Source organism: Dyella sp. (assembly GCF_036568765.1).
Lineage (GTDB): Bacteria > Pseudomonadota > Gammaproteobacteria > Xanthomonadales > Rhodanobacteraceae > GSA-30.
In genome coordinates this window covers 1-23603 of the sequence record NZ_DATCRY010000049.1, presented here as the reverse complement: position 1 = coordinate 23603, position 23603 = coordinate 1, and the positions used below count along the sequence as shown (strand labels likewise).

The 23603-nt window shown below is 62.5% G+C and carries 21 protein-coding genes; 12 read left to right on the top strand and 9 right to left on the bottom strand.

Annotation, left to right across the window (positions count from 1 at the left end):
- Positions 1-33 precede the first annotated feature (33 nt).
- Positions 34-720 (bottom strand): lipid-binding SYLF domain-containing protein, encoded by a 687-nt coding sequence (locus tag VIM98_RS04035; protein WP_331991810.1) that lies wholly within the window; start codon positions 718-720, stop codon positions 34-36.
- Positions 721-850: 130 nt separating this feature from the next.
- Between VIM98_RS04035 and hemH the strand changes: the two genes are divergently transcribed.
- Both hemH and VIM98_RS04025 read left to right on the top strand, forming a co-directional pair.
- The gene (hemH, locus tag VIM98_RS04030; protein WP_331991809.1) at positions 851-1966 is read left to right on the top strand and encodes a ferrochelatase; all 1116 of its coding nucleotides are present in this window, start codon (positions 851-853) and stop codon (positions 1964-1966) included.
- Positions 1950-2822, top strand: a complete 873-nt coding sequence (locus VIM98_RS04025; RefSeq protein WP_331991808.1) for an alpha/beta hydrolase — start codon at positions 1950-1952, stop codon at positions 2820-2822. The genes hemH and VIM98_RS04025 overlap by 17 nt, the downstream gene beginning before the upstream one ends.
- Positions 2823-2893: 71 nt before the next feature.
- Here VIM98_RS04025 and VIM98_RS04020 read toward each other — a convergent pair whose 3' ends face one another.
- The 6 genes from VIM98_RS04020 to VIM98_RS03995 form a co-directional block, all read right to left on the bottom strand.
- A complete protein-coding gene (locus tag VIM98_RS04020; RefSeq protein ID WP_331991807.1) occupies positions 2894-4600 on the bottom strand; it encodes a dipeptidyl-peptidase 3 family protein in 1707 nt (568 codons plus the stop codon).
- 292 nt (positions 4601-4892) lie between these two features.
- Positions 4893-6098, bottom strand: a complete 1206-nt coding sequence (locus VIM98_RS04015; protein ID WP_331991806.1) for an ABC transporter permease — start codon at positions 6096-6098, stop codon at positions 4893-4895.
- Positions 6095-6829, bottom strand: coding sequence for an ATP-binding cassette domain-containing protein (locus tag VIM98_RS04010; protein ID WP_331991805.1), 735 nt, complete (start codon positions 6827-6829; stop codon positions 6095-6097). Before VIM98_RS04010 ends, VIM98_RS04015 begins: the two co-directional genes overlap by 4 nt.
- On the bottom strand, positions 6826-8412 hold the full coding sequence (locus VIM98_RS04005) for an alpha/beta hydrolase (RefSeq protein ID WP_331991804.1): 1587 nt from the start codon (positions 8410-8412) through the stop codon (positions 6826-6828). The genes VIM98_RS04010 and VIM98_RS04005 overlap by 4 nt, the downstream gene beginning before the upstream one ends.
- A gap of 7 nt (positions 8413-8419) precedes the next feature.
- Positions 8420-8617: a helix-turn-helix transcriptional regulator gene (locus tag VIM98_RS04000; RefSeq protein ID WP_331991803.1), complete on the bottom strand. Its 198-nt coding sequence runs from the start codon at positions 8615-8617 to the stop codon at positions 8420-8422.
- 10 nt (positions 8618-8627) lie between these two features.
- Positions 8628-9260, bottom strand: a complete 633-nt coding sequence (locus VIM98_RS03995) for a hypothetical protein (RefSeq protein ID WP_331991802.1) — start codon at positions 9258-9260, stop codon at positions 8628-8630.
- Between the two features lie 323 nt (positions 9261-9583).
- On the opposite strand from VIM98_RS03995, the gene VIM98_RS03990 reads away from it, so the two are divergent.
- The 4 genes from VIM98_RS03990 to VIM98_RS03975 all read left to right on the top strand — a co-directional run bounded on the left by VIM98_RS03990 (position 9584) and on the right by VIM98_RS03975 (position 14641).
- Complete coding sequence (locus VIM98_RS03990) at positions 9584-10120, top strand: fimbrial protein (RefSeq protein ID WP_331991801.1); 537 nt, start codon at positions 9584-9586, stop codon at positions 10118-10120.
- Positions 10121-10200: 80 nt separating this feature from the next.
- Positions 10201-10941, top strand: coding sequence for a molecular chaperone (locus tag VIM98_RS03985; RefSeq protein WP_331991800.1), 741 nt, complete (start codon positions 10201-10203; stop codon positions 10939-10941).
- Complete coding sequence (locus VIM98_RS03980; RefSeq protein ID WP_331991799.1) at positions 10938-13697, top strand: fimbria/pilus outer membrane usher protein; 2760 nt, start codon at positions 10938-10940, stop codon at positions 13695-13697. The genes VIM98_RS03985 and VIM98_RS03980 overlap by 4 nt, the downstream gene beginning before the upstream one ends.
- The gene (locus tag VIM98_RS03975; RefSeq protein WP_331991798.1) at positions 13694-14641 is read left to right on the top strand and encodes a fimbrial protein; all 948 of its coding nucleotides are present in this window, start codon (positions 13694-13696) and stop codon (positions 14639-14641) included. The genes VIM98_RS03980 and VIM98_RS03975 overlap by 4 nt, the downstream gene beginning before the upstream one ends.
- Before the next feature lie 4 nt (positions 14642-14645).
- On the opposite strand, the gene VIM98_RS03970 is transcribed toward VIM98_RS03975, so the two are convergent.
- A complete protein-coding gene (locus tag VIM98_RS03970; RefSeq protein ID WP_331991797.1) occupies positions 14646-14981 on the bottom strand; it encodes a hypothetical protein in 336 nt (111 codons plus the stop codon).
- A gap of 287 nt (positions 14982-15268) precedes the next feature.
- A complete protein-coding gene (locus VIM98_RS03965) occupies positions 15269-16018 on the bottom strand; it encodes an FAD-binding oxidoreductase (protein WP_331991796.1) in 750 nt (249 codons plus the stop codon).
- Between the two features lie 88 nt (positions 16019-16106).
- On the opposite strand from VIM98_RS03965, the gene VIM98_RS03960 reads away from it, so the two are divergent.
- The 6 genes from VIM98_RS03960 to VIM98_RS03935 all read left to right on the top strand — a co-directional run.
- Entirely contained in the window at positions 16107-17060 is a 954-nt protein-coding gene (locus VIM98_RS03960) for an ABC transporter ATP-binding protein (RefSeq protein WP_331991795.1), read from the top strand.
- A complete protein-coding gene (locus tag VIM98_RS03955) occupies positions 17057-17830 on the top strand; it encodes an ABC transporter permease (RefSeq protein WP_331991794.1) in 774 nt (257 codons plus the stop codon). The genes VIM98_RS03960 and VIM98_RS03955 overlap by 4 nt, the downstream gene beginning before the upstream one ends.
- A 5-nt stretch (positions 17831-17835) precedes the next feature.
- Positions 17836-18555 carry a 23S rRNA pseudouridine(2604) synthase RluF gene (rluF, locus tag VIM98_RS03950; protein ID WP_331991793.1) on the top strand — a complete coding sequence of 240 codons (720 nt, stop codon included), beginning with the start codon at positions 17836-17838 and terminating at the stop codon, positions 18553-18555.
- A 76-nt stretch (positions 18556-18631) separates the two neighbouring features.
- Positions 18632-20008 carry an ATP-dependent RNA helicase DbpA gene (dbpA, locus tag VIM98_RS03945; protein ID WP_331991792.1) on the top strand — a complete coding sequence of 459 codons (1377 nt, stop codon included), beginning with the start codon at positions 18632-18634 and terminating at the stop codon, positions 20006-20008.
- Positions 20009-20499: 491 nt separating this feature from the next.
- The gene (locus VIM98_RS03940) at positions 20500-21810 is read left to right on the top strand and encodes a carbohydrate porin (protein ID WP_331991791.1); all 1311 of its coding nucleotides are present in this window, start codon (positions 20500-20502) and stop codon (positions 21808-21810) included.
- A gap of 422 nt (positions 21811-22232) precedes the next feature.
- On the top strand, positions 22233-23603 hold a 1371-nt coding region (locus VIM98_RS03935; protein WP_331991790.1), incomplete at its 3' end, for a M28 family metallopeptidase.

Below are 23603 nucleotides of genomic sequence, written 5' to 3'. Positions count from 1 at the left end.
GTAGCTGACGGGGACGATACATCATTTACCGGCTCAGCGCTGTGTGTATTCCTCGAGCCGATCGCGGAAATCGACCACCGGGCCAGGAACATTGCTGACACCGCCTTCGAAGATCCGGCGAGGGGTCACCCCCGAGCCGTAGATCGCCGCGTTGGCGTCATAGTCGATCCGGAGCGCCGAACCGTCCAGCGCCACGCCGGCGAACAGGCCGCGCGAGCGCGAATAGGAGTAAATCTCGGCCTTGAGCTGGCTGTCGGTCGCGGCGGTAGCGGTACGGCCGACCGGACCGGCCGCGGCCGACGCGTCCGCACCGAGCGTGAATTTTCCGTTGACGATCGAATCGACGCCCCGCTGGGTGCGGAACACCAGGATGACGTCGGTGGACGAAACACCGGCCTGGAAGCCAATGCTGCCGCCGGTCAGGGTGACGAAGCTGGGGTTGGACCAGGTGCCGTCCGGGCTCTTGACCGAAATCAGGCCTTCGCCGCGGCGGCCGCCGAAGATCAGACCTGCTTTCACCATATCCGGGATCACCGCGATGGCATGCGCTTCCTTGAGCAGATCCACCGGAATGGACTTGTCCGGCGCCTCCATGATCTCGCGCAGCACTCGCACCGAGTTCTCGGCGCGCTTCAGCGGCGGGTCCTCGGCGTGGACGGCGAGTGCGGGCAGCAACAGCAGCAAAGTAAACAAGCAACGACGCATCGACGTGAACGACATGGGGCACTCCTGTACATAAAAACGGGTAGGCAGCCGCAGCGCCGCGCACCAGTTGCTTACAAAACGGCGCGGCGGACCGGCTGGCTTGTGGCAGACTCTTCGCCTCGGAAGAACGCTTCGTCGGCGACGCATGCCAAACGTTAACCACTATACCGGCTTGGCCGGCTATTCCCATGACCGGCCGGTTAAGGCTGGCGTACTGCTCGTGAACCTTGGCACACCCGAGGCGCCGACCGCCCGCGCGGTGCGCCCCTACCTGGCCGAATTCCTTGGCGACCCGCGCGTGATCGAATATCCGCGCTGGCTGTGGCAGCTGATCCTGCACGGGGTAATCCTGCGTATCCGTCCGGCGCGCTCGGCACACGCCTATGGACGGATATGGACCCCGCAAGGCTCCCCGCTGCGAGTGGGCAGCGAAGCGGTTGCCAGGGCCTTGCAGCAGACCCTCGCCGGCCGGCGTCCCGGGCCGATCCAGGTCGCCCTGGCCATGCGCTACGGTCAGCCTTCGGTCACCGACCAAATCGAACAGATGCAACGCGACGGCGTGCGCCGTCTGCTTATCCTGCCGATGTACCCGCAATACTCCGCCACGTCGAGCGGATCGGTGCTCGATGCCGTCGCCGACAGCATCAAGCGACTGCGATGGCCGCCGGAATTGCGCTTCGTCAACGATTACCACGACGAGCCGAAGCACATCGAGGCTCTGGCGCAAAGCATCGAGCGATGGTGGGCGACACATGGCCGCGGCGACAAGTTGCTGCTGTCTTTTCACGGCATTCCCGAGCGCTATGTACACGCGGGGGATCCTTACTACTGTCAGTGTCAGACTACCGCGCGCTTGTTACGCGAACGCCTGAAGCTCGATGAGAGCCAGTTGCTGGTGAGCTTCCAGTCCCGTGTCGGTCGCGAGCGCTGGCTGCATCCCTATACGGATGCCACCGTGCGCGAATTGGCCGCACAGGGCATCAAACGACTCGACGTCGCTTGCCCCGGTTTCGCCGTCGACTGCCTGGAAACGCTGGAGGAGATCGCCATGCAGAATCGCGATTTCTTTATCGCTGCCGGCGGCGAGGCGCTGCGCTACATCCCATGCCTCAATGACAGCGCCGAGCAAATCGATAGCCTCGCCGACTTAGTACTGCGCCACACACAAGGATGGGAAGAGTTCGCGCCCGACTACGATGCTCGAGCCGCACAGGCACGCCAGCGGACCGCACGCGACCGCGCCCATGCACGCACCCGTTGAGCTGGATGTACCGCTCGCGCATTTAACGTTGCGCGCGCTGCGCTGGGGCCGTGCCAGCGCGCCGCCCTTGCTCGCCCTGCACGGCTGGCTGGATAACGCGGCAAGCTTCGCCGCACTGGCTCCCTTGCTCGCCGATCGCTGGCAAGTCATCGCACTGGATCTACCCGGGCATGGCCATGCCGATCATCTGCCCCTTGGCGTGTCCTATCACTTTGTCGACTACGTGCGTACGGCGCTGGCCGCTGTGGAAGCACTTGGGTTGTCACGCTTCACTCTGCTCGGCCATTCCATGGGCGCAGGCATCGCCTCGCTGGTGGCCGCCGCCGCACCCGCAGCGATCGAACGCCTCGCCCTGATCGAAGGCCTGGGCCCCGTCGCCGACGACGGCTCGCATACCTTGCAGCGTTTTCGCGATGCGCTGATCGAACCGTCGGGCAAGGCCAGCCGTGGGTTGCGTGTCTTCCGCGACATCGACCAGGCGGCCAGTGCGCGCGCCATCGCCAGCGGTTTGCGCGCCGATCTGGCAAGGCCGATCGTGGAGCGAGCATTGCTGGAAATTACCGACGGCTGGCACTGGCGCAGCGACCCGCGCCTCAATCGCGCCACACCGCTGCGCATGGCCGAGAGTCAGGTCCGCGCCTTGCTCGCTGGCATCCGTGCACCGACAGCGCTGCTACTGGCGACACCGCATGCTCCTTATCTGCCGCCGACGCTCATGGCGGAGCGCACGCGCTGCGTGGCCGACATCGCCGTGACCCACCTGCAGGGCGGGCATCACTTGCATGTGGAGCGGCCTGAAGCCGTCGCTGAGTGGCTGATGACCGCTTCACAAGACAGGAGCCATGCTCTCCCCTAAGCAATGCCAGGAGAGAGAGGCCAGGTTGCGCGAATATCGGTGCCGATGTTCGGTTTATCCGGCACTACGGCTCAGGGACTGGATAACCCCAGCACATCCAAGCCCTGCTCGAAACTCACGTCCACCGGGATTTTTGCGCTATCGAGCCGCTTCAGATCGCCCGCCAGTTCGGCGTCCACGTTGCCCATCGTGTCCGTCAACTGCTTGGCCGCGGCATAGTCTCCATCGCCCTGGATGGTCAGCAGCTTGGCCGACAGCGCGTTCATTGCCGCCGTCATCTTGTCGAAGTCGACACGATAGCGGCCGGTGGCAGCGTCACGACTGAAAGCGCCTTGCTGCTTGAAGAAATTGAAACGCACCATGTTTGCCTTGGCATGCGCATCGCTCGCTCCGAACCGCACCGAGCGCAGGATGCCGGCGAGGAAGGTGACGTAATTGTCCATCAGCTTGGATTTGTCCAGTTCGCCCTTGTCGGCCAGCTTGCTCACCATGTACAGACCCAGGATATCGGCCTTGCCTTCTTCGAAGCTGGATGCCTGATCTTTCAGCGCGGTGCGCACCAAACCGTTGCCATTGACGGTCTGCTTGATGCCCAGGCCGTGCGCGACTTCGTGGAACATGGTGTTCTCGAAGAAGGCCTCGAAGGTCAGATGCGACTGTTGGTCGTCGGCAATCAGTTCCTTGGCGATCGGCAGCATGATCGTGTCGAACTTCGCACGCATCACGTTTTCCAGCTGCAGGCGACGCGTCCCTTTTTTAAGCTGCACTTCCTCGTCATTGGGAAGATTGATGGCAATGGTCTTGGCGCCGACGTTGGCATCGCCGGCATAGTAAACGGCGAAGTACGCATTCAGGTCGGCATCGGTACCGGGCTTCTCCTGCTTGTACTTCGCATCGACCGGTAATTCGGTCTGCAATCCCGGCAGGTATTTGGCGAAACGGGCTAGCTTGGCGCTCCAGGCCTGGTCTTTGATCAAGACGTAGCTTTCGTAGCTGGCCTTGTAGCCGAACAGCTGATCCTCGTACGTTTCGATCGGACCGATAACGATGTCGACCGGATTGTTCTTCATCGACATCCAGGCGAAATCGCTGGGGCGGTAATCGTCACTGAGCAGGGCGTCGGCGCGAAGCTTGAGGTAGCGCGCGAAGTCCTTGTCGTCGGAAAGCTCCGCCGCCTTGCGCAAGAGGTCGGCGGCTTTCTGCAGATCGACCTGGTAAGCCTGGCGATAAGGTACCGACACCAGTTGGTGTTGCGTGTCGTAGCGCAGGATCGTGTAGAGCGAGGCCTTGTCTTTCAGCGGCGATTGTTCGAACGCCTCCTTGCTCATGTCGGCCGGATAAAATTGCGCGCCCGCGGGACGCGGACCGATACCGGCAACGAAAGGCTGGTCGTTATTCAGGCGATCCCACGGCCCGTAGTTGATTTCGGCATATTGCTTCACCACGGGATCGGCGATGCGCTGCATGAGTGCCTGCTTGTCGCCCCAACCCTGCTGCCAATAAATGTCATTGGTGACGTCGGCAGCCTGGATCAGCAACCCGATCATCTGCTTCTGCTTATCGTCGAAGCCGGAGAGGTCGGCGGTGAGCTTGACGCGGGCGTAGCCGGCCAAGCCCTTCTTCGCCAAGTCGGCGTCGGTGGACGCGTCCGGCGTGGCCGGTGCCGTGCTGGCTGGCGCAGGTGTCGTCGTCGCGGGCGCGGGTGCCTGGGCTTGTTCGTGCGAACTGCAGGCGGCAAGCGTAGCGAGCAGAGAAAGGGTCAGTAAGCGACGACGCATGGCAGGCATCCTTGGATGAATTCGAGGATGCGATGGTACAGGGACGCTCTACCGCTCGCTGACGCATCGCGAGCTTGCCCCCTCATCCCACCCCTCTCCCGGCGTGCAGGAGGAGGCTGGAGGGGTGAACTCTCGCGGGAGCCCTGAAAACTGAGGCAAGTACTTACCCACGCCGACCATCCCCTGTAAACCAGGGAGGGAGCAAGTTACGCAAGTGCGAAACACCGAGATTCGCCGCAATCGGCTCCCTCTCCCCCGGCTTGCCGGGGGAGAGGGTTAGGGTGGGGGGCTCTTAGCCCGAAATCGCCAACCGCTCCGACCGATACAACTGCGCCGTCGCCAGCACCGCGACCAACGCCGCCAGTGCGCTGCCGCCGAGGCAGAACAGCATCTGGTGCATGGTCACGCCATCGCCGCGCAGCACCTGCATCACGCCCAGATGCTGACCGAGCAGCGGCACGGCATACATCCAATCCTGCGGCTTGACCGGCATGGCCATCAGCAACACGCTGGGCAGGGCCGGGACCAACAAAAGCAGCGAGAGATACGTCTGTGCTTCACGATAACTCTTGGCGAAAGCCGCCACCATCGACTGCAGCGCAGCCAGCAGCACGATCAACGGTATCGCCATGACCAACACCGTCAACGCGAACCGCACGCCGAGTTCCAGTTCCATGCCCAGCTTCTCGATCGGCAGCATGCGGCCGACAATCGAGAACGCGATCAAACTGATCAGCAAGCTGGTGGCCGAGAACGTGCAGATTGCAGCAAGCTTGCCGGCGAAAATTTTCCAGCGCGCAACCGGATTGGCAAACAACGGCTCCAACGATTGCCGCTCGCGCTCTCCGGCGGTCAGGTCGATCGCCAGGTACATACCACCCATGAACATGGTGATGACGAAGAAATACGGCAGCAGCCCGAAGATCAGCACACCACGCGCCTGCGCCGTGGCCTGATCGCGCCGTGCTACGGTTACCGGCCATGCGGTGCTTGGCGACAAACCGCGCGACACCAGGCGCATTGCGCCCTGTTGACGTGCATAGGACTCGATCAGCCCATTGATGCGCTCGACGGTGGTATTGGCATCGCGCTGGGAAGAGTCGTAGATCACTTCGACCTGCACCGGCTCGCCCTTGCGCCACGCATTCGGATAATCCGGCGCGATGCGGATAACGGCATCGGCCTCCTGCTTACGCACCGCCTGCTCCGGATCGGCGATAGCCGGGCCAGCGAGCACACCGCCAGCGCGCAGCGATTCAAATAGATTGGGAGCGTACTCCTTGCCGATCACCGGCACCGTCAGCGTTTTCTCCGCCTTGTCCAGCTCACGGCTCAAGCCGATATTGAGCATCATGACGAAAAGCAACGGCGCCAACAGCGGACCGGTAATGAGAGCGGTCATGATGGTGCGGCGGTCGCGCAGGTTTTCCCGCACTTCCTTGAGGTAGACCGTGAAAAACGCACGAGTCTTGTTGGCCGAGGTGACGAGACTGTTCATGCGGCCAATCCTTCTTCGCTGCCAATGATCTTGACGAAAGCGTCCTCCAGGTTCGTCGCCCCGGTCTGCTCACGCAGCGCCTGCGGCGACTCGTCGGCCACCACTCGCCCATGCGCGATCACCACGATGCGATCGCACAGGGCTGCCACTTCCTGCATGATGTGACTGGAGAACAATACGCAGCGCCCCTCGTCCTTGAGCTGGCGCATGAACTGGCGCAAGGCGCGCGTCGCCATGACATCGAGGCCGTTAGTCGGTTCGTCGAGGATCACGTTGCGCGGGTCGTGTACCAAGGCTCGCGCGATCGCGGTCTTGACGCGCTGTCCCTGCGAAAAACCCTCGGTGCGTCGCTCGGCGATGTCCTGCATCTCCAGCGTGCGAATCAAATCATCGCGGCGCGAGGCCAGCACATCGGCGGATAAGCCATGCAGGCGGCCAAAATAGTCGATGTTCTCGCGCGCGGTCAGGCGCTTGTATAGACCCCGCGCATCGGGCAATACGCCCAATGCGCGACGCACCGCCAGCGGGTCGGCGGCCGCATCGGTGCCGTCGACGAGCACCTGGCCGCGGTCCGGTTTCATGAGCGTGTACAGCATGCGCAGCGTGGTGGTCTTGCCGGCGCCGTTGGGTCCGAGCAATCCGGTGATTTCGCCATCGCGCGCGGTGAAGCTGACACCATCGACCGCTTTCACGTCGCCGAACGCTTTATGCAGATCCTTGACCTCGATCATGGGGTGGCTCCGTTGAAGTCGATGAACATCGGCGTGGCTTGCAGTCGGTCCAGGCAGCGGACATCGAGCGCCTTGGGATTCAGATCTTCGATGAAACGCTTGAGCAACCGTGGCGCGCAGCCGACACCGATCACGTTGTGGCCTTGACCCTTCAGTACCAAGTGACGTGCGTTCGTCAGGCCGCCCAGTACATCCTCACCATAGCGGGGTGGCGTGACCGGGTCGTATTCGCCCGAGAGCAGCAATGTCGGCTTGTCGGATTTGAATGGCTGATGGAAACCGGCAGGCCGCGTGCCTTTGGGCCAGATCGAACAAACCGCCTGCAGGGCGTCGATCATGCGCGTGCCCAAAATGGTCTGCGCGTCTTGCGGGCGCGGTGTCAACAGATCGGCGTCTTCGCTGCAGATCACCGAGGATTGCATACCACCGTTCATCGTGTCGGCCAGGTCGCCCGAGAGTAACTTGGCCTGGCCCAGCAACGGTCCGACATCGCCATGCGCGGCCGCATCGATCGACAACGGCAACAGCGCAGCCGTCAGCGGCGTATAGGCGAACATGCGTACCACGCTGGCCAACGAGTATTCGTCCAGCGTGCGCTTGACCGTCTGGTACGACTGAGGATCGCGGAAGCTGACCTCATGCGGATTGGCGCGCAATGCGTCGCGCAATTGATAAAGCGTCTGATAGGGATCGCCAAAACGCTGCTTGCAAGCCGGCTCGGCGGCGCAACGCGCGAACTGTGCCTTCAGGGCGGCATCGAGGTTAGTGGCGAAATCTTCGCCGAGGACCAGGCCGTTGGGCACGACACCGTCGAGCACGATGCTGCGCACCGCCTGCGGATAGCGCGTCGCATATTGCTGCGCCATCCGGGTGCCATAAGAGACGCCGACAAGATCGAAGCTCGGTGTGCCCAACGCCACACGCACGTCTTCCAGGTCCTGTGCCGCAACGGTGGTGGTATAAAAGCGCGGATCGGCCTTGGCCTGGATCTGCTTCAGGCATTGCGCGACTTCCTCGCGCAATTTCGCCGGATCGAATCCATCATCCTGATGCTGCGTATCGCTCCCCGTCGGAGGCTTGCAGTCGAGCGGATTGGAACCGCCGGTGCCGCGTTGGTCCAGTAGCAGCACATTGCGTTGGGCCAGCAATGGCTGCAAAGAGCCGGCGACGCTGTTCCACGACTCGGTCGCCGCCTGCCCTGGGCCGCCCGCAAGCAGGACCACCATATCCTGCTGCGGGCGCTGCGCCGCAGCGCGCAACAGCGCCAGCTTCAAGTCGATCTTGCGGCTGGCAGGATCGTCTCGATTCTCCGGCACCTGAAACGGCGTACACCATGCAGCGGCAGAGAGCGCGCTGTTGGGCTGCTTCAATTCGCAAGGCTTGAAAGTGAGTCTGCCGACTTTCCAGGTCACCGCTTCGGCGACGGCCGGAGTGGCTACCGTTGATGCAGCCATCGGCGGCGGGCCCTCGTCGTCGTCCTGTCCGGCGGTGGCCTGGGCACGGTGAAAATGTCCCCAGGCCAATGCGGCCACGCCGATGATTACGACACCGATACGAAACGCGGTACGTCCCTTGATCGCCATGCGTGCCCTACTCCTCTCCCGGTTCGAAGATAGTTTCGATCGTGCGGCCGAACAGCCGTGCCAGCTTGAATGCCAAGGGCAGGCTCGGATCGTATTTGCCGGTTTCGATCGCGTTGATCGTCTGTCGCGATACATCCAGCCGCTGGGCCAGGTCGGCCTGAGACCAGCCCAGTTCGCTGCGTAATTGACGTACGTGGTTGTTCACGCTGCGAGCCTCAGTCGCCGTCTCGCTCGTTGGCGCTGCGGCGGGCACGTAACCGGCGCGCGACACCGATGATTCCCGCTCCGACCAAGAAGGATGCGCCCATGCCGGTCAACATACCGACCTGGTAATCCTTCATACGATCATTGCCGAACCAGGCCAGCAACAGCAGCACGGCACCGGCAAGCGCGAAGTACTTCTCGCGCATGCGCGACTCCTCCGCGCATAAATCGTCGACGCCATAGCGACGGTTGGCCCAGCTACGCCCGGCGGCATAAGCCACTATGAGTGCCGGAAATATAGACAGCAGGATGTCGCCATCTAACTGCACGACGTGGGCCGCGGCCAGGAAACCGCCAGCAAGACTGAGCACCGCCACCACAGCCGTTGCGACCGCCAGACCGACCAGGTGCGTACGCTGCTCGAGCTCGTCGCTGCCAAGCACCAGGCGCACCATCGCACGGATCACCAGAGCGATCGGCAGCACCGGCAGCAATGCCACAGCCCCCCTGAAGAGCGGATCGGCAATGTGACGCACATAAGGCCATACGAACAGCATGTACAGCACATAGGCCGCCACCGCCGGGAAAAATTCCCGGTAATAACGCCGGTAGATGCCACGCATCGGCAATACGGACTTGTCCATCGATGTGATTCCCCAGCCCATGTCAAGCTAACTTGACATCACCTTAGGCTGTCGGCGACCTCGCTGTCAAGGTTCCTTTACAGGGCAGCTTTACTCGACACCCCCTTCCAAAACTTGAGCGACCTCGCACAGAATGTGTGACGCAATTGGCACTTTATTGCCGTGTCCGGACTCAGGGGAGACGTCCGCGACACCGCCTTTCAGCCGTACTTCCCATGTCGAAAACCGCGCCACGAAGCCATTCGTGGCGTTTGGCACAGCTATTGCCTATGACCTCTCGCACCACTTCTCTGGCACCAACCCAACAAATCGGAGATTCACCCATGCTGCACAACAAAACGCTTCTGACTTCCGCACTGATCGCTGCCTTTGCTGTTGCAGCTTCCGCCGCCCAGGCCGCCGACGGCACGATCAACATCACCGGCACGATCAGCAGCTCCACCTGCAAGATCAACGGCGCCAACAGCCCGGCCACCGTCGCCGTGACCCTGCCGACCGTGTCGACCACGGCACTGAACGCCGCTGGCTCCGTTGCCGGCCGCACCGCCTTCAACCTCGCCCTGTCGGGTTGCGGTTCGCTGACCAAGGCCACGACCTTCTTCGAGCCGGGTCCGACCGTGCTGGCCGACGGCAACCTGAAGAACGCCTCGGGCACCGCCACCGGCGTGGAAGTCCAGCTGCTGAACAATGATTTCAGCGCGATCGCCCTCAACGGCGTGGCCGCGTCGCAGAACTCGCAGACGGTCAACCTGGCCGCTGGCGCCGGCACGCTGAACTACTACGCGCAGTACTTCGCCACCGCCGCCGCTGGCGCCGGCAGCGTATCGACGACCGTGCAGTTCTCGATGATCTATCAGTAAGCCGAACGCTTCCTGGCGCCGGTTCGCCGGCGCCAGGGCACCCGGTTGTACCGCCTCCCTATCCTGTCCAAGGGAATTCCATGAAGAAGTTCGTTGGCCTCCTGAGCGCTGGCCTGCTCGCTTTGTGTCTTGGCGCCCCCCAGGCGCAAGCCAATGTGTTGATCGGCGGCACCCGGATCGTCTTTCCCGCGAAGGACGGCGAAGTCACCGTACGCCTGACCAACGACAACGACCACCCCGTCCTGATCGAATCGTGGATCGACCGTGGCGATGTGCATTCGACCCCGGATACGGTCGATGCGCCGTTCCTGATCACCCCGCCGCTGTTCCGCATGGAACCCAACAAGGAACAGAGCCTGCGCATCGTTTCGACCAAGGAGCAGTTGCCCGCCGATCGCGAGTCGCTGTTCTGGCTCAATGTTCTGGAAGTGCCGCCCAAGCCCGCTGGCCCGCAAGCCGAGGGCCAGAATTTGCTGCAGCTCGCGCTGCGCTCGCGGCTCAAGCTTTTCTACCGTCCGGCCGGCCTGCAGGGCGACCCGCTGAAGGCGCCGGCACAAATTACCTGGAAGGTCGTGGCCGATGGCAAGGGCTATGCGCTCGAAGCGCACAACCCCACGCCGTTCCATATCACCATCACCGACCTGAAGCTTAGCGACGGCAGCAAGGACGTGATCGCCGATACCGGCATGATCGCGCCGCTGTCCGATCTCAAGCTGCCCCTGCACGACCTGTCGCGGAAGCTGTCTGGCGGCAGCGTGCATTTCACTGCGCTCAATGATTACGGCGCTGGCGCGGCCTTCACCGGGACCGTAGCCCCGTGAACGCTTCGCGCGCCCCTCATGACCGCATCGAGGGAGGCCACCTGGCCTGCCGGCGGGCATGTCTGGCGCTGATGATCGCTGCCGCGCTCGGTGGCCTGAGCAGCGGCGCGCATGCGGCCGCCGCTGCCGCGGCGCCGGCCATCGGTGCAGCTGCCAGCGGCGCCGAAGCCAGTTTCGATCGTGACCTGCTGCCCGGCGCCGGCCGCAACACCAGCGACCTTTCGCGCTTCGAGCGCGGCGCGGTGATCGTACCCGGCACGTATCGCACCGACATTTTCCTCAACGGCACCTGGGTGGGCCGCGGCGACGTGCGCTTCGCCAATCCCACACCCGATGCCAATGCCGTACCCTGCGTCACCCGCGCCTTTATCGACCAGCTTGGCTTGCCGCTCACGAAGTTCTCCGCCGAGCAGCAAGCCAAGCTAGCCGAACCGCAAGGCTGCCTCGATATCGGCAGCCTGATTCCGGCAGCGACCAGCACCTTCGACCAACCGAACCTGCGTCTGGATGTGAGCATCCCGCAAGCGTGGCTCGGTTCGCGCGCGCGCGGCTACGTCAGCCCGGAAAACTGGGATCGCGGCGTGAACGCAGGCCTGCTCAACTACAACTTCAATAGCTACCGCAATCGCAGCAACGGCGTCAGCCAGACCTCGTCGTTCCTGGGTCTCAACGCTGGCCTGAACCTCGGTGGCTGGCAATTGCGCCACGATTCCACCCTGCTGATGCAGTCCGGCGCGGCCGGCACGGACTCGAGCCGCCATTGGCAAAATGTGTCCAGCTATCTGCGCCGCGATCTACCTTCGCTGCGCGCACAGCTGACCATCGGCGACTCCTATACCAGCGGCGAATTGTTCGACAGCGTGAGCATCCGCGGCGTACAGATCGCCACCGACGACCGCATGCTGCCCGATTCGCTGCGTGGCTATGCGCCAACCGTGCGCGGCGTGGCCGAAACCAATGCCAAGGTCACGGTGCGCCAGAACGGCATTGTGCTCTATGAAACCACCGTATCGCCGGGCCCGTTCGTCATCAACGATCTCTATGCCACGGGCTACGGCGGCGACCTCAACGTCACCGTGACGGAGGCCGACGGCCGCGTGCGCAGCTTCGCCGTGCCGTATGCGTCGGTGCCGCAGCTGCTGCGTCCGGGCGTGACCCGTTTTGCGCTGGTCGCCGGTGAGCTGCACGACACCTCCGTGCATGCCAATCCGGCGATCGTGCAGGCAACGATCCAGCATGGCTTCACCAACCTGCTCACCGGTTATGCCGGACTGGTCGCCACCAACGGTTACGGCGCATTGCTCGCAGGCAGTGCGTTGAATACGCGTTACGGCGCGTTTGCGGTGGATCTCACTTCCGCGCACACCGAAATTCCCGGCCAGTCCAGCCGCGACGGTCAAAGCCTGCGCCTGAGCTATAGCAAGATCTTGCCGGACAGCGATACTTCGCTCACCGTGGCCACCTACCGCTATTCCACCAGTGGCTACCTGGGGCTGCGCGACGCGTTGACGATGCGCGATATCGCCAACGGTCACGGCTATGTCGATCCGACCACGCTCACCTCGATCGACGGCATTACGGTGCCGAACCTGCTCACGCCAGACCAGCGCCGCGCCTTGCAGGACGGCAACAACAGCTTTTCCGTCTACACCAGCCAGCTCGACCGCCAGCGCAGCCGTTTCGATATCAATCTGACCCAACGCCTGGGCCAGCGCGGCGGCTCGTTGTATGTGACCGGCTCCGCCGTGGATTACTGGAACCGTAAAGGTACCGACCTGCAGTTCCAGCTCGGCTACAACAATACCTTCCGTCGCTTGAGCTACACCCTGTCTGCTACGCGCGTGCGCGACGCCTATTCGCGTTACAGCAACGAACTGTTCGCCAGCTTCACGCTGCCGCTGGGCGACAGTCCTCGCGCGCCGATGTTCGGCATGAACGCCAGCCGCGACAGCTCAGGCCATATGCTCACACAGGCCACGCTGAGCGGCACCGCCGGTGAAGACAGTCAGTTCAGCTACGGCGCCACCGCATCGCACGACAATGGCGAAGGCCTGGGCGGCAGCGGTGGCAACGCCGGCACCGTCTACGCCGGTTACCGCAGCCCGTTCGCACAGCTCAATGCCAGCTACGGTTCGGGCAACGGCTATTCGCAGGCTTCGCTGAGCGTAGCCGGCTCCGTGGTGGCGCACCCGGGCGGCGTCACCTTCGGCCAGCCCACGGGCGACACCGTGGCTATCGTCGAAGCTCCCGGCGCCAAGGGCGCTCGCGTCGTCAACTCTTCCGGCGTGCGTGTCGGCTCGTCCGGCTATGCGCTGGTGCCGTACCTGACGCCGTACAACCTCAACAATGTGCAGATCGACCCCAAGGGCCTGCCGTTGACTGTGCAGTTGGATTCGACCAGCGCCCAGGTGGCACCGCATGCCGGTGCGGTAGTGATGCTTACGTTCAAGACACAGAACGGCCGTACATTGATCGCACGCATCCGCCAGAACGATGGCAAGCCCGTGCCGTTCGGCGCCGAGATCCTCGACGAGAAGAACCAGGTACTGGGCGTCGTCGGCCAGGCAGGCCGCAGCTTGTTGCGGGGCGCCGGCGACCAGGGTCATCTGAACGTGCAGTGGACCGCACAGGATGGCAGCGCGATGGTCTGCGGCTTCCCGTATCGTACGGCCAAGGATGCCGACCCGAACGCTTATCAGCAGATCGAAGTCACTTGCAGTCCGGCCGTCGCGGCCGCCCCCCGGAGCGACTCATGAGCCACCTACGTTATGCCGCCCTGCTGCTCCTGACCTTGGTGGCGATGCTGCCGGCCGGTGCGTACGCCGCGTGTTCGTTTACCAGCGGCAATACTTCCAACGTCAACATGTCGTTTTCGCAGTCGACGATCACGATCAGCCCCACCGCCCCCATCGGCACGGTGCTAGCCAGCACGGGGCAGTTCTCGCCGAGTACGATTTCGGAGATCAACTGCACCGGCAACAACACCAAGATCGGCGTCATGAATCTGGTCGGTAGCCAGCCGGCCACCAGCCAGACGATCTTCCCCACCGCCGTCGCCGGCGTGGGCTATCGCATCACCCACCCGGACACAAGCAGCTACCTGACCCCTTATGGTGGCGACACGATCGCCTCGGGTGCTTACGAAATGTCCGTGACGTCGGGCCTGGAGCTGGTCAAGACCGGGACGATCGCCAATGGGGCGGTCATCAACGCCGGCACACTGGGTTACTGGCGCTACGACAACAACCTGCGCACCGAGAACTTCATCCTTTCGCGCTCGGTCACGCTGACCTATCCGACCTGCTCGGTCACCGACACCACGATCGATGTGGTGCTGCCGACGGTGTCGAACACCGCATTCAATGGCATTGGCACCACGGCAGGCGCGACGGCGTTCAATATCGCGCTCAACTGCTCGAGCGGCGACACCCTGGCGATCGAGTTCAATACGTCCAACCAATCCAGCGCCGCCAATAGCGTGATTGCCAATGCGACCGGCACCGGCCGCGCGAAGAACATCGGCGTGCAATTGCTGAATCAAACTTTCGTACCGGTCACCTTCGGTACGGCGGCGGTGGTCGGTGTTACGCCAGACGGTCCGCTTAACCTGACCTACTATGCGCGCTACTACCAAACCGCCAACGCACCGACGGCGGGGACAGTGAGCACGACGGCAACCTTCACCCTGACCTATCCCTAGACGATTATTGATACGTCTGGGTCACGAGTTTCGGTGACGCACTCAAGTAATGCGCGAAGTAGACGATTAAGGGATCAGACGCCAATGCGGTGTCTGCCACGTCGGCCACCGACAAGGCATAGGATTGGGCGAGTTGGCCAGGTGTGGCGTTCGCCTGCTCCGAACAATGGTATTGCCGGGAGTTGCCCGTGCTCTCCGCCGCAGCAATGCGCTGGACGCCAACCGAGCACGTCGGCTCGACGATCGCGCCAGAGAACACAATCGTGCCGCCATCTGCATGCGCCAGTGGCGCACAGAGCACGAAGCCGAGCAGCAGAGTCTTACGAATCACGCCACGCATACCGCCTCCTGCGCCCGATACTGAAATGGGCGTCTTCAAGGCTTCTGTCGGCGTGTGTTACTGCGTCTTGAGTGAAGGTTTAGCGGAGACGTTCCGTTCTGTGATGCTCATCACAATTGAACGGGCTTTAGCCCGCCTCCCGAACAGGGTGGCGAGCCTGGGGACAAGCATTGAGTGCCCCCTTTAACGGCACAAATCGCCAGACTTGAGCCGTTTGCTTAAGCTTCGTTAAGCAAACGTCATCGCCTGCCTGCAAAACAACCTGCAAGCTATTGAAATACAACCATTCAGCGCGAAGAGATGTACTTCTCGCGGCGAATTTGCGGCACCGGCAGGCCGAATTCCTTGAGAGCGGCAAAGGCGGCATCGACCATGTTCGGGTTACCGCACAGGTAGGCGATATCGCGCTCGGCTTGCGGCTGCAGCTCCGCCAGCACGCTTTGCACATGGCCGCTACGGTCGTTGGGACGAGGTACGTCGCGTGGCTGGCGGCTAAGACAGCCATGGAAGGTGAAACCGGGTACGCGCTGGGCAAAAGCTTCGAACTCCTCGCCGTACAACAGCTCGGTTTCGTTACGCGCGCCATACAGCAGCACGACCTCGCGACCGTCCCCTTTGCCCAGCAGCCGCTCGAACAGAGGCAACATGGCGCGATACGGCGTTACGCCTGTGCCGGTCGCCAGCAACAGATAGCGGGGATGGGTATCGCCATCCTGCAGGCAGAACCGCCCGTAGGGGCCGCTCGCCTCGACGGTCTGGCCCGCCTGGAGCTCGCCCAGGAGCTTGGTGGCCGCGCCCCCGTCGACGTAACTGACCGCGATCTCGATGCGCTGGACCGGGCTGCTGCCGTCGCCTACCGTGCCGACCGAATAGCTGCGCTTGGTCGGCGTGCCGTCTTCGTAATGGAAATGCACCTGCAGGAACTGGCCCGGCACGAAGGCCAGCGGCTGGCCGTCGACCCGCTCGAAGATCAGGTGGCGCACGGTCGGCGCCAGCATGTAGCTGTCGACGAGGCGGAGGGTGAAATGATCTGCCATGGATTGTCTTCGCCAGGATAACGGTGCGTCCCATCGGGAGGACGGGCCAGCCGGCTATAATAAAGGGCTGACCCCCTCGGTGCAGCCCATGACGTCCACTTCATCTGCTCCTGCGCTCGTTGTCGAAAACCTGCGGAAAACTTACGGCAACGGCGTCCAGGCCCTCAAAGGCATCAATCTCACGGTGGAGCCCGGCGATTTCTTCGCCTTGCTCGGCCCGAACGGTGCTGGCAAATCCACCCTGATCGGCATCCTCTCCTCCCTGGTCAACGCCAGCGATGGCGATGCGCGCGTGTTCGGCGTTTCGGTGAACAAGCAGCGTAGCGCGGCGATGAAGCTGATCGGCCTGGTCCCCCAGGAAATCAACTTCAACCAGTTCGAAAAGCCGTTCGACATCTGCGTGAACCAAGCCGGCTTCTATGGCATCCCGCGGAAGATCGCCGCCGAGCGCGCGGAGAAGTACCTCAAGGAGCTGCGCCTGTGGGACAAGGCGCAGGACCAGGCTCGCATGCTCTCCGGCGGCATGAAGCGCCGCCTGATGATCGCCCGCGCGATGATGAACGAGCCCAAGCTGCTGATCCTCGACGAGCCGACCGCCGGCGTCGATATCGAGATCCGCCGCTCCATGTGGCAATTCGTCAGCGGTATCAACGCTGCCGGCACCACGGTGATCCTGACCACGCATTACCTGGAGGAAGCCGAGCAGCTCTGCCGCAACATCGCCATCATCGACCACGGCACGATCGTGGAAAACACCACGATGAAGCGCCTGCTCGCCACGATGGACGTAGAAACCTTCGTCTTCGATACCAGCACGTTGCCAACGGCATTGCCGAGCCTGCCCGGCGTCACGTTGCGCCGCGTCGACGATCACACCCTGGAAGCGGAAATGTCGCGCGCACACGATCTCAACTCGCTGTTCTCGGCGCTGTCCTCGCACGGCGTCACGGTCACCTCGATGCGCAACAAGACCAATCGCCTGGAAGAACTGTTCGTGCGACTGGTGGAGCAGGGCCGTAACGGCCAGGAGAAGGCCGCATGAATGCCTCGGCCAACTTCGTCGCTCTAGGCACCATCGTCCGCCGTGAAATCGTGCGCATCATGCGCATCTGGACCCAGACACTGATCCCGCCGGCGATCACGATGACGCTTTACTTCGTGATCTTCGGCAAGCTGGTCGGCAGCCGCATCGGCCAGATGCACGGCTTCACATACATGCAGTACATCGTGCCCGGCCTGGTCATGATGAGCATCATCACCAACTGCTACGGCAACATCTCCAGCTCGTTCTTCGGCGCCAAGTTCAGCCGCGCCGTGGAGGAGATGCTGGTCTCGCCAATGTCCAATTGGGTGATCCTGCTCGGCTATGTGACCGGCGCCGTGACACGCGGACTGATCGTCGGCGCGCTGGTACTGTTGATTGCCCTGTTCTTTACCGACCTGCATGTCACGCATATCTTCGTGACGTTCTTCGCGGTGCTGCTTGGCGCCACGGTGTTCTCGCTGGCCGGTTTCGTCAACGCGGTCTTTGCCAAGAAGTTCGACGATATCGCCCTGGTGCCGACCTTCGTGCTCACTCCCCTGACTTATCTCGGCGGCGTGTTCTACTCCATCGACCTGTTGGGCGAGCCCTGGCACACGATGTCGCTGGTCAACCCGATCCTCTACATGGTCAATGCCTTCCGCTTTGGCGTACTGGGCGTGAGCGACGTGAACATCGTGACCGCCTTCGCCGTGATGCTGGTGTTCGTGATCGGGCTGTCGGCGGTGGCGCTGTATCTGCTCAAGCGCGGCGTTGGCATGCGTTCGTAATACCCATGCGCGTCAACAAGTACATCAGCGAGTCGGGTCTGTGCTCCCGCCGCGAGGCGGATGAGTTGCTGCTGGCCGGGCGCGTAACGATCAATGGCGAGGTGGTGACCACAGGGGCCAAGGCCCTGGATGGCGACGAGGTACGCGTGGATGGCGACATCGTCAAGCCGCGCGTCCTCGCCGCCACGCCGGCGGCCAAGCGCGGCGTGTATATCGCCCTCAACAAACCGGTGGGCATCACGTGCACCACCGATCAGAGCGTCAAGGGCAATATCGTCGATTTCGTCGACCACCAGGAGCGCATCTTTCCGATCGGACGACTCGACAAGGATTCGGAAGGACTGATCCTGCTCACCAGCAACGGCGACATCGTCAACGAGATCCTGCGCGCGGAAAACAACCACGAGAAGGAATACCTCGTGGCGGTGAACAAGCCCGTCACCGACGAGTTCCTCGCCGGGATGGCCCGCGGCGTACGCATTCATGGGCAAATGACCAAGCCCTGCCGCACGCGCAGAATCGCCAAGTTCGGCTTCGGCATCGTGCTGACTCAAGGCCTGAACCGGCAGATCCGCCTGATGGCCGCGGAATTCGGCTACCGCGTGACCCAGCTGCGCCGCGTGCGCATCATCAACGTCAAGCTCGGCCACCTCAAGCCTGGCCAATGGCGCAATCTCACCGACACGGAACTGAAGGGGCTTCTGCCCCATCGCACGCAGTGGTGAACCGGCAGGTCGGTTCACCCGCAGTCCGACCCAGAGCCCATGCAGCATGCATCGCGCTTTGATGCGATCATGGCGCATGACCGACTTCCACACTCTGCCGCTCAAGCCTGCCCTGCTGGCCAGCATCGAAACGCTGGGCTTTGCCGAAATGACGCCCGTACAGGCGCAAAGCCTGCCACCCATCCTCGAGGGCCGCGACGTCATTGCGCAGGCACGCACGGGAAGCGGCAAGACAGCCGCCTTCGGCCTGGGGCTGCTGCAACAACTGGATCCCGAACTCATCCGCCTGCAAGCGCTGGTGCTGTGCCCGACACGCGAGCTGGCCGACCAGGTCAGCAAGGCAATTCGCAAGCTCGCCGCCACCATACCCAATGTGAAGCTGCTGACGCTGTGCGGCGGCATGCCGCTCGGACCGCAGCTGGCTTCGCTTAGCCACGACCCTCATATCGTCGTCGGCACGCCCGGCCGCGTTCAGGAGCACCTCAAACGCGGCAGCCTGCATGGCGGCGGCATCAAGGTACTCGTATTGGACGAAGCCGACCGCATGCTCGACTTGGGCTTCAGCGAAGCCATCGACGATATCGCCGGCCGCATTGCCAAGCATCACCAGACACTGCTGTTTTCGGCGACCTATCCGGACGAGATCCGCGATGCCAGCCGTCGCATGCAACGCGATCCTGTAGAAGTGACCGTGGAAGCGCCGCACGAAGAGATCACCATCGAACAGCGCTTTCATGAAGTCGACCCGGCACGCAAGATCGATGCCCTGGCGCAGCTCCTGGCAGGCGAGCATGCCGATCATGCATTGGTGTTCTGCAACATGCGTCGCGATGTCGATGCGGTTACCGCCGAACTCGACCGACGCGGTTTTTCCGCGCTGGCCCTGCACGGCGATATGGAGCAGCGCGATCGCGACGAGGTGCTGGTGCGGTTCGCCAATCGCAGTTGCTCGGTATTGGTGGCAACCGATGTCGCAGCACGCGGCTTGGACATTGCCGCGTTGCCCCTGGTCATCAGCTACGACATCGCACACGATCCGCAAACCCATATCCACCGTGTCGGTCGCACAGGCCGTGCGGGCCAGAGCGGGCACGCCATTACGCTCGTCACTCCGCGCGAGTTGCCCAAGGCGCAGAACATCGAGGACACCCAGGGACAAGTCGTTCCATGGCACCCTCTCAAGATCGTGCCCCCCAGGGGCAAGACGCTGCATCTGGCTCCCATGAAGACACTGGTCATCGATGCGGGGCGCCAGGACAAATTGCGGCCGGGGGACATCCTCGGCGCGCTCACCGGAGATGCCGGGCTCGACGCCAACGATGTCGGCAAGATCGATGTGTATGCGACCCGCGCCTACGTTGCGGTAAATCGCTCCCTCGCCGAGAAGGCGCTCGATCGCTTACGCCGGGGAAGGATCAAGGGACGCAATTTCCGCGTGCGCGCATTGCACTGATCAAAGCCAGTCCCAGCGGCGGTCGACGCGCCAGGCCGCAGGCATGGAGCCCGTCGCTCCGGTGCTATCTGCTGTTGCACCTTCATACTGGAAGGCTCTACCCGCTGAACGCTAGCTAGCTGCGCCACGATGCCGCGGCGCCCAGACGCACTGGGCAAGCGATGGTAAACTCCATACGACGAATTACCCAGGAAAGGTTTATTTACAAGGATGCATGACTCGCGACCGCGCCCGGCGCCGTCGCCCTCTCAATGCGCTTTCGCGGCGCGCCATGGCGAGCTTTGTCCGCTCGACCATGCGACTTCAATCGGTCAAAGAGCCCGCTTTTTTTGGCGCCTGCAGCCTTGTGCTCACGAAGCCGGAATTCGTGCGCATTTCCGGCGGCCCGCGACTAATCCAACACGTCGCTTCCCGCAGCGCGATGTCCGATGCCCTCATCCGCGTTGGCACTGACATCCGGAAGCAATTAAGTCCCCATGGAGTTGTTAAAGATGGACCTCGAACAATATAAAAGCCGGTTAGCCTCGTGCGCTTTGCTCACCATGATCGGCTTGGGCTTCGCTCCCGCCGGCCATGCAAGCGACAGTCCTTATCTATTCGGCGACTGGAACGGCAAGCGTACGCAACTGGCGCAGAAGGGCGTCAGATTCGATTTCGGCTATGGCTTCGAAGTGGCTCACAACTTCACCGGCGGCTCGCGCAGCTTGACGCGCTATACGGATCAGTGGAAGTTCGGCGCGAACCTCGATCTGGACAAGCTTTGGGGCTGGAGTGGCGCCGAGTTCGATATCTACGTCACCGATCGCAACGGTCGAAACCTTGGGGCCGACGCGAATATCGGCAATAACCAGCTGATCCAGGAAGTCTACGGTCGCGGGCAAACCTGGCATCTCACGATGTTTGCGCTGAAGCAGAAGTTCTTCGGCGGCAAGCTGGAGTGGCGCTTCGGTCGCCTGCCGGTAGGCAACGACATAGCCGGTTTCAGCTGCCAGTTCCAGAACCTTACTTTCTGCGGCGCGCCTCCCGGCAATATCGTCGGCGACTACTGGGTGAACTGGCCGACCAGCCAATGGGCTACCTGGCTCAAGCTCAACACGACCGATACCACCTATGTCCAGTTAGGTGCGTATCAAATCAATCCGAAATACATCGACGACATCTGGGCGCAACGCAACGGTTGGAAACTCAACCTCCCTGACGGCACCACAGGCACACTGATACCGCTGGAATTCGGCTGGACCCCAAGCTTCGGCAACCTGCCCGGCAGCTACAAGATCGGCGGCTGGTACAACAACGCCGGCGGCAAGGATCTCTACCTCAATACCGATCGCGAACCATTGGCCCTGGCCGGTGGAACGGCGCTGGAACGCGGTGCACGCTATGGCGCTTATCTTCAGATGATGCAGCAGGTCAATGGCGATGCCGACAGCACCGGTACGACGGTGTTCTTCAACATCACCCAGGCAGACAGGTACACCTCCGCGACTGATCGACAGATCGCAATGGGCTTCGAGCACAAAGGCATGTTCGGTCGTGAGCGCGATGCACTCGGCTTCGCCGTCGGCGCCACGCATGCCAATGGGCGCCTGGGCAATTACCAACGCCAGTTCAACATGTTCAACCCGGCCAACCCGGTGAAGGTGCTCGACGGTTACGAGTATGTCGGGGAGCTGTTCTATAACTGGTCCCCGAACGCGTCGATCGATCTTCGGCCGAACCTGCAGTACATCGTGCATCCTGGTGGGACGAACGAGAATCGCAATGCGTTTGTGCTCGGTTTGAAGACGAATATTTCGTTCTGATGGTGTTGACTGCTCGCTTACGCATCGCGAGCTCCCCTCTCCCCCAACCCTCTCCCCCGGCAAAGCCGGGGGAGAGGGAGCCTGACCGAGGTAAACCTCGACACTTCGCACTTGCGTAGTCTGTTCCCTTGTTTACACGGAAGGGTCAGGGTGGGGTAAGTACTTGCCTCAGTTTTCAAGGCCGACAAAGAACCCGTAGGTTCCCGCGAGAGTTCACCCCCGCCCCCCCTCCCCCAGCAAGCAGGAGGAGCGGCGGCTATGGCTGCTCAAATGCAGGAATACGCGATGCCTTACTCACTCATGCATAGTCACGACCATTGCCCCCGCTTCGCAGCGAGCCCGTCAAGGCAAAGTGACTCTACACACTTTGTCACCGCCGCCGACTCCGGTATGGTGAGCTGTCTACCAACGGGGAACCATCCATGCGCCGCATTGCCTTGTTTGTTCTTGCCCTGTCCGCCGCACCCGCTTTTGCCGCCGAGCAGGCACCGCAGGAACTGCGCGAGCAACCTGCCCTGCATGCGTTGGCCAGCGCTCCCAGCGAGACGGAATTGCGTGCCACCATCGAGAAACTGGTTGGCTTCGGTACGCGCCACACGCTCTCCGACACCACCTCGGACACGCGTGGCATCGGCGCTGCACGTCGCTGGGTCAAGGCACGTTTCGAAGCGATCTCCAAGGATTGCGGCGGTTGCCTGGAAATCGTCACGCCGTCGCAGAGTTTTACCGGTCAGCGCGCGCCTGCACCCGTGGAGGTGATGGACATCGTGGCGATCAAGCGCGGCAAGGGCGATCCCAAACGGGTCATTGCCATGACGGGCCACCTGGATTCGCGTGTCTCCGATGTCATGAACATCACCAGCGATGCCCCGGGCGCCAATGACGATGCTTCGGGTGTCGCGGCGCTGATCGAGGCCGCGCGCCTGCTATCCAAGAGCGACAACCAAGCCACGCTTGTGTTTGCGGCGCTGTCGGGCGAGGAACAAGGCCTGTATGGTGGCAAGGTGCTGGCCGACTATGCGATCGCGCAAGGCTGGCAGGTCGAAGCCGATCTGAATAACGATATCGTCGGCAATAGCCGCGGCCAGAATGGCGTGATCGACAACACCACGGTGCGTGTGTTCGCCGAAGGCACGAAGAGCAACGAAAGCGAGAAGCAGGCGAACTACCGCCGCTACCATGGCGGCGAAGTCGATTCGCCTTCGCGTAATGTTGCCCGCTACATGGCCGCACTGGCCGAAACTTACCTGCCCGATTTTCGCGTACACATGGTGTACCGCACCGATCGGTTCGGTCGCGGCGGCGATCAGGTGCCGTTCCTGGAAGCCGGCTTTCCGGCTGTACGCGTCACCGAGGCGCATGAGGATTACACGCACCAGCACCAGGACCTGCGCACCGAGAACGGCATCCGTTATGGCGACACGATCGAGGGCGTCGATTTCCGTTATCTGGCTCGCGTCACGGCTTTGAATACGCTGACCATGGCAGCCATGAGTCGCGCACCGGCGCCGCCGAGCGGCGTGCACATCGATGGCGCGCTTGCCAGCGATACGACGGTGCAATGGAAGAAGCAGGCCGATGCCGCCGGCTATGTCGTGCATTGGCGCGACACGACCGCACCGCAATGGCAGTTCCGTCGTGCTGTGGGCGACACCGATAAGGCCGTCCTGAAAGACGTGGTCATCGATGATTGGTTCTTCGGCGTTTCGGCGGTCTCCAAGGACGGCTATGCCAGCCCTGTCGTCTTCCCCGGCGAGGCAGGCAGCTTCGAGCGCTCGCCGCCGGCTGGTCCA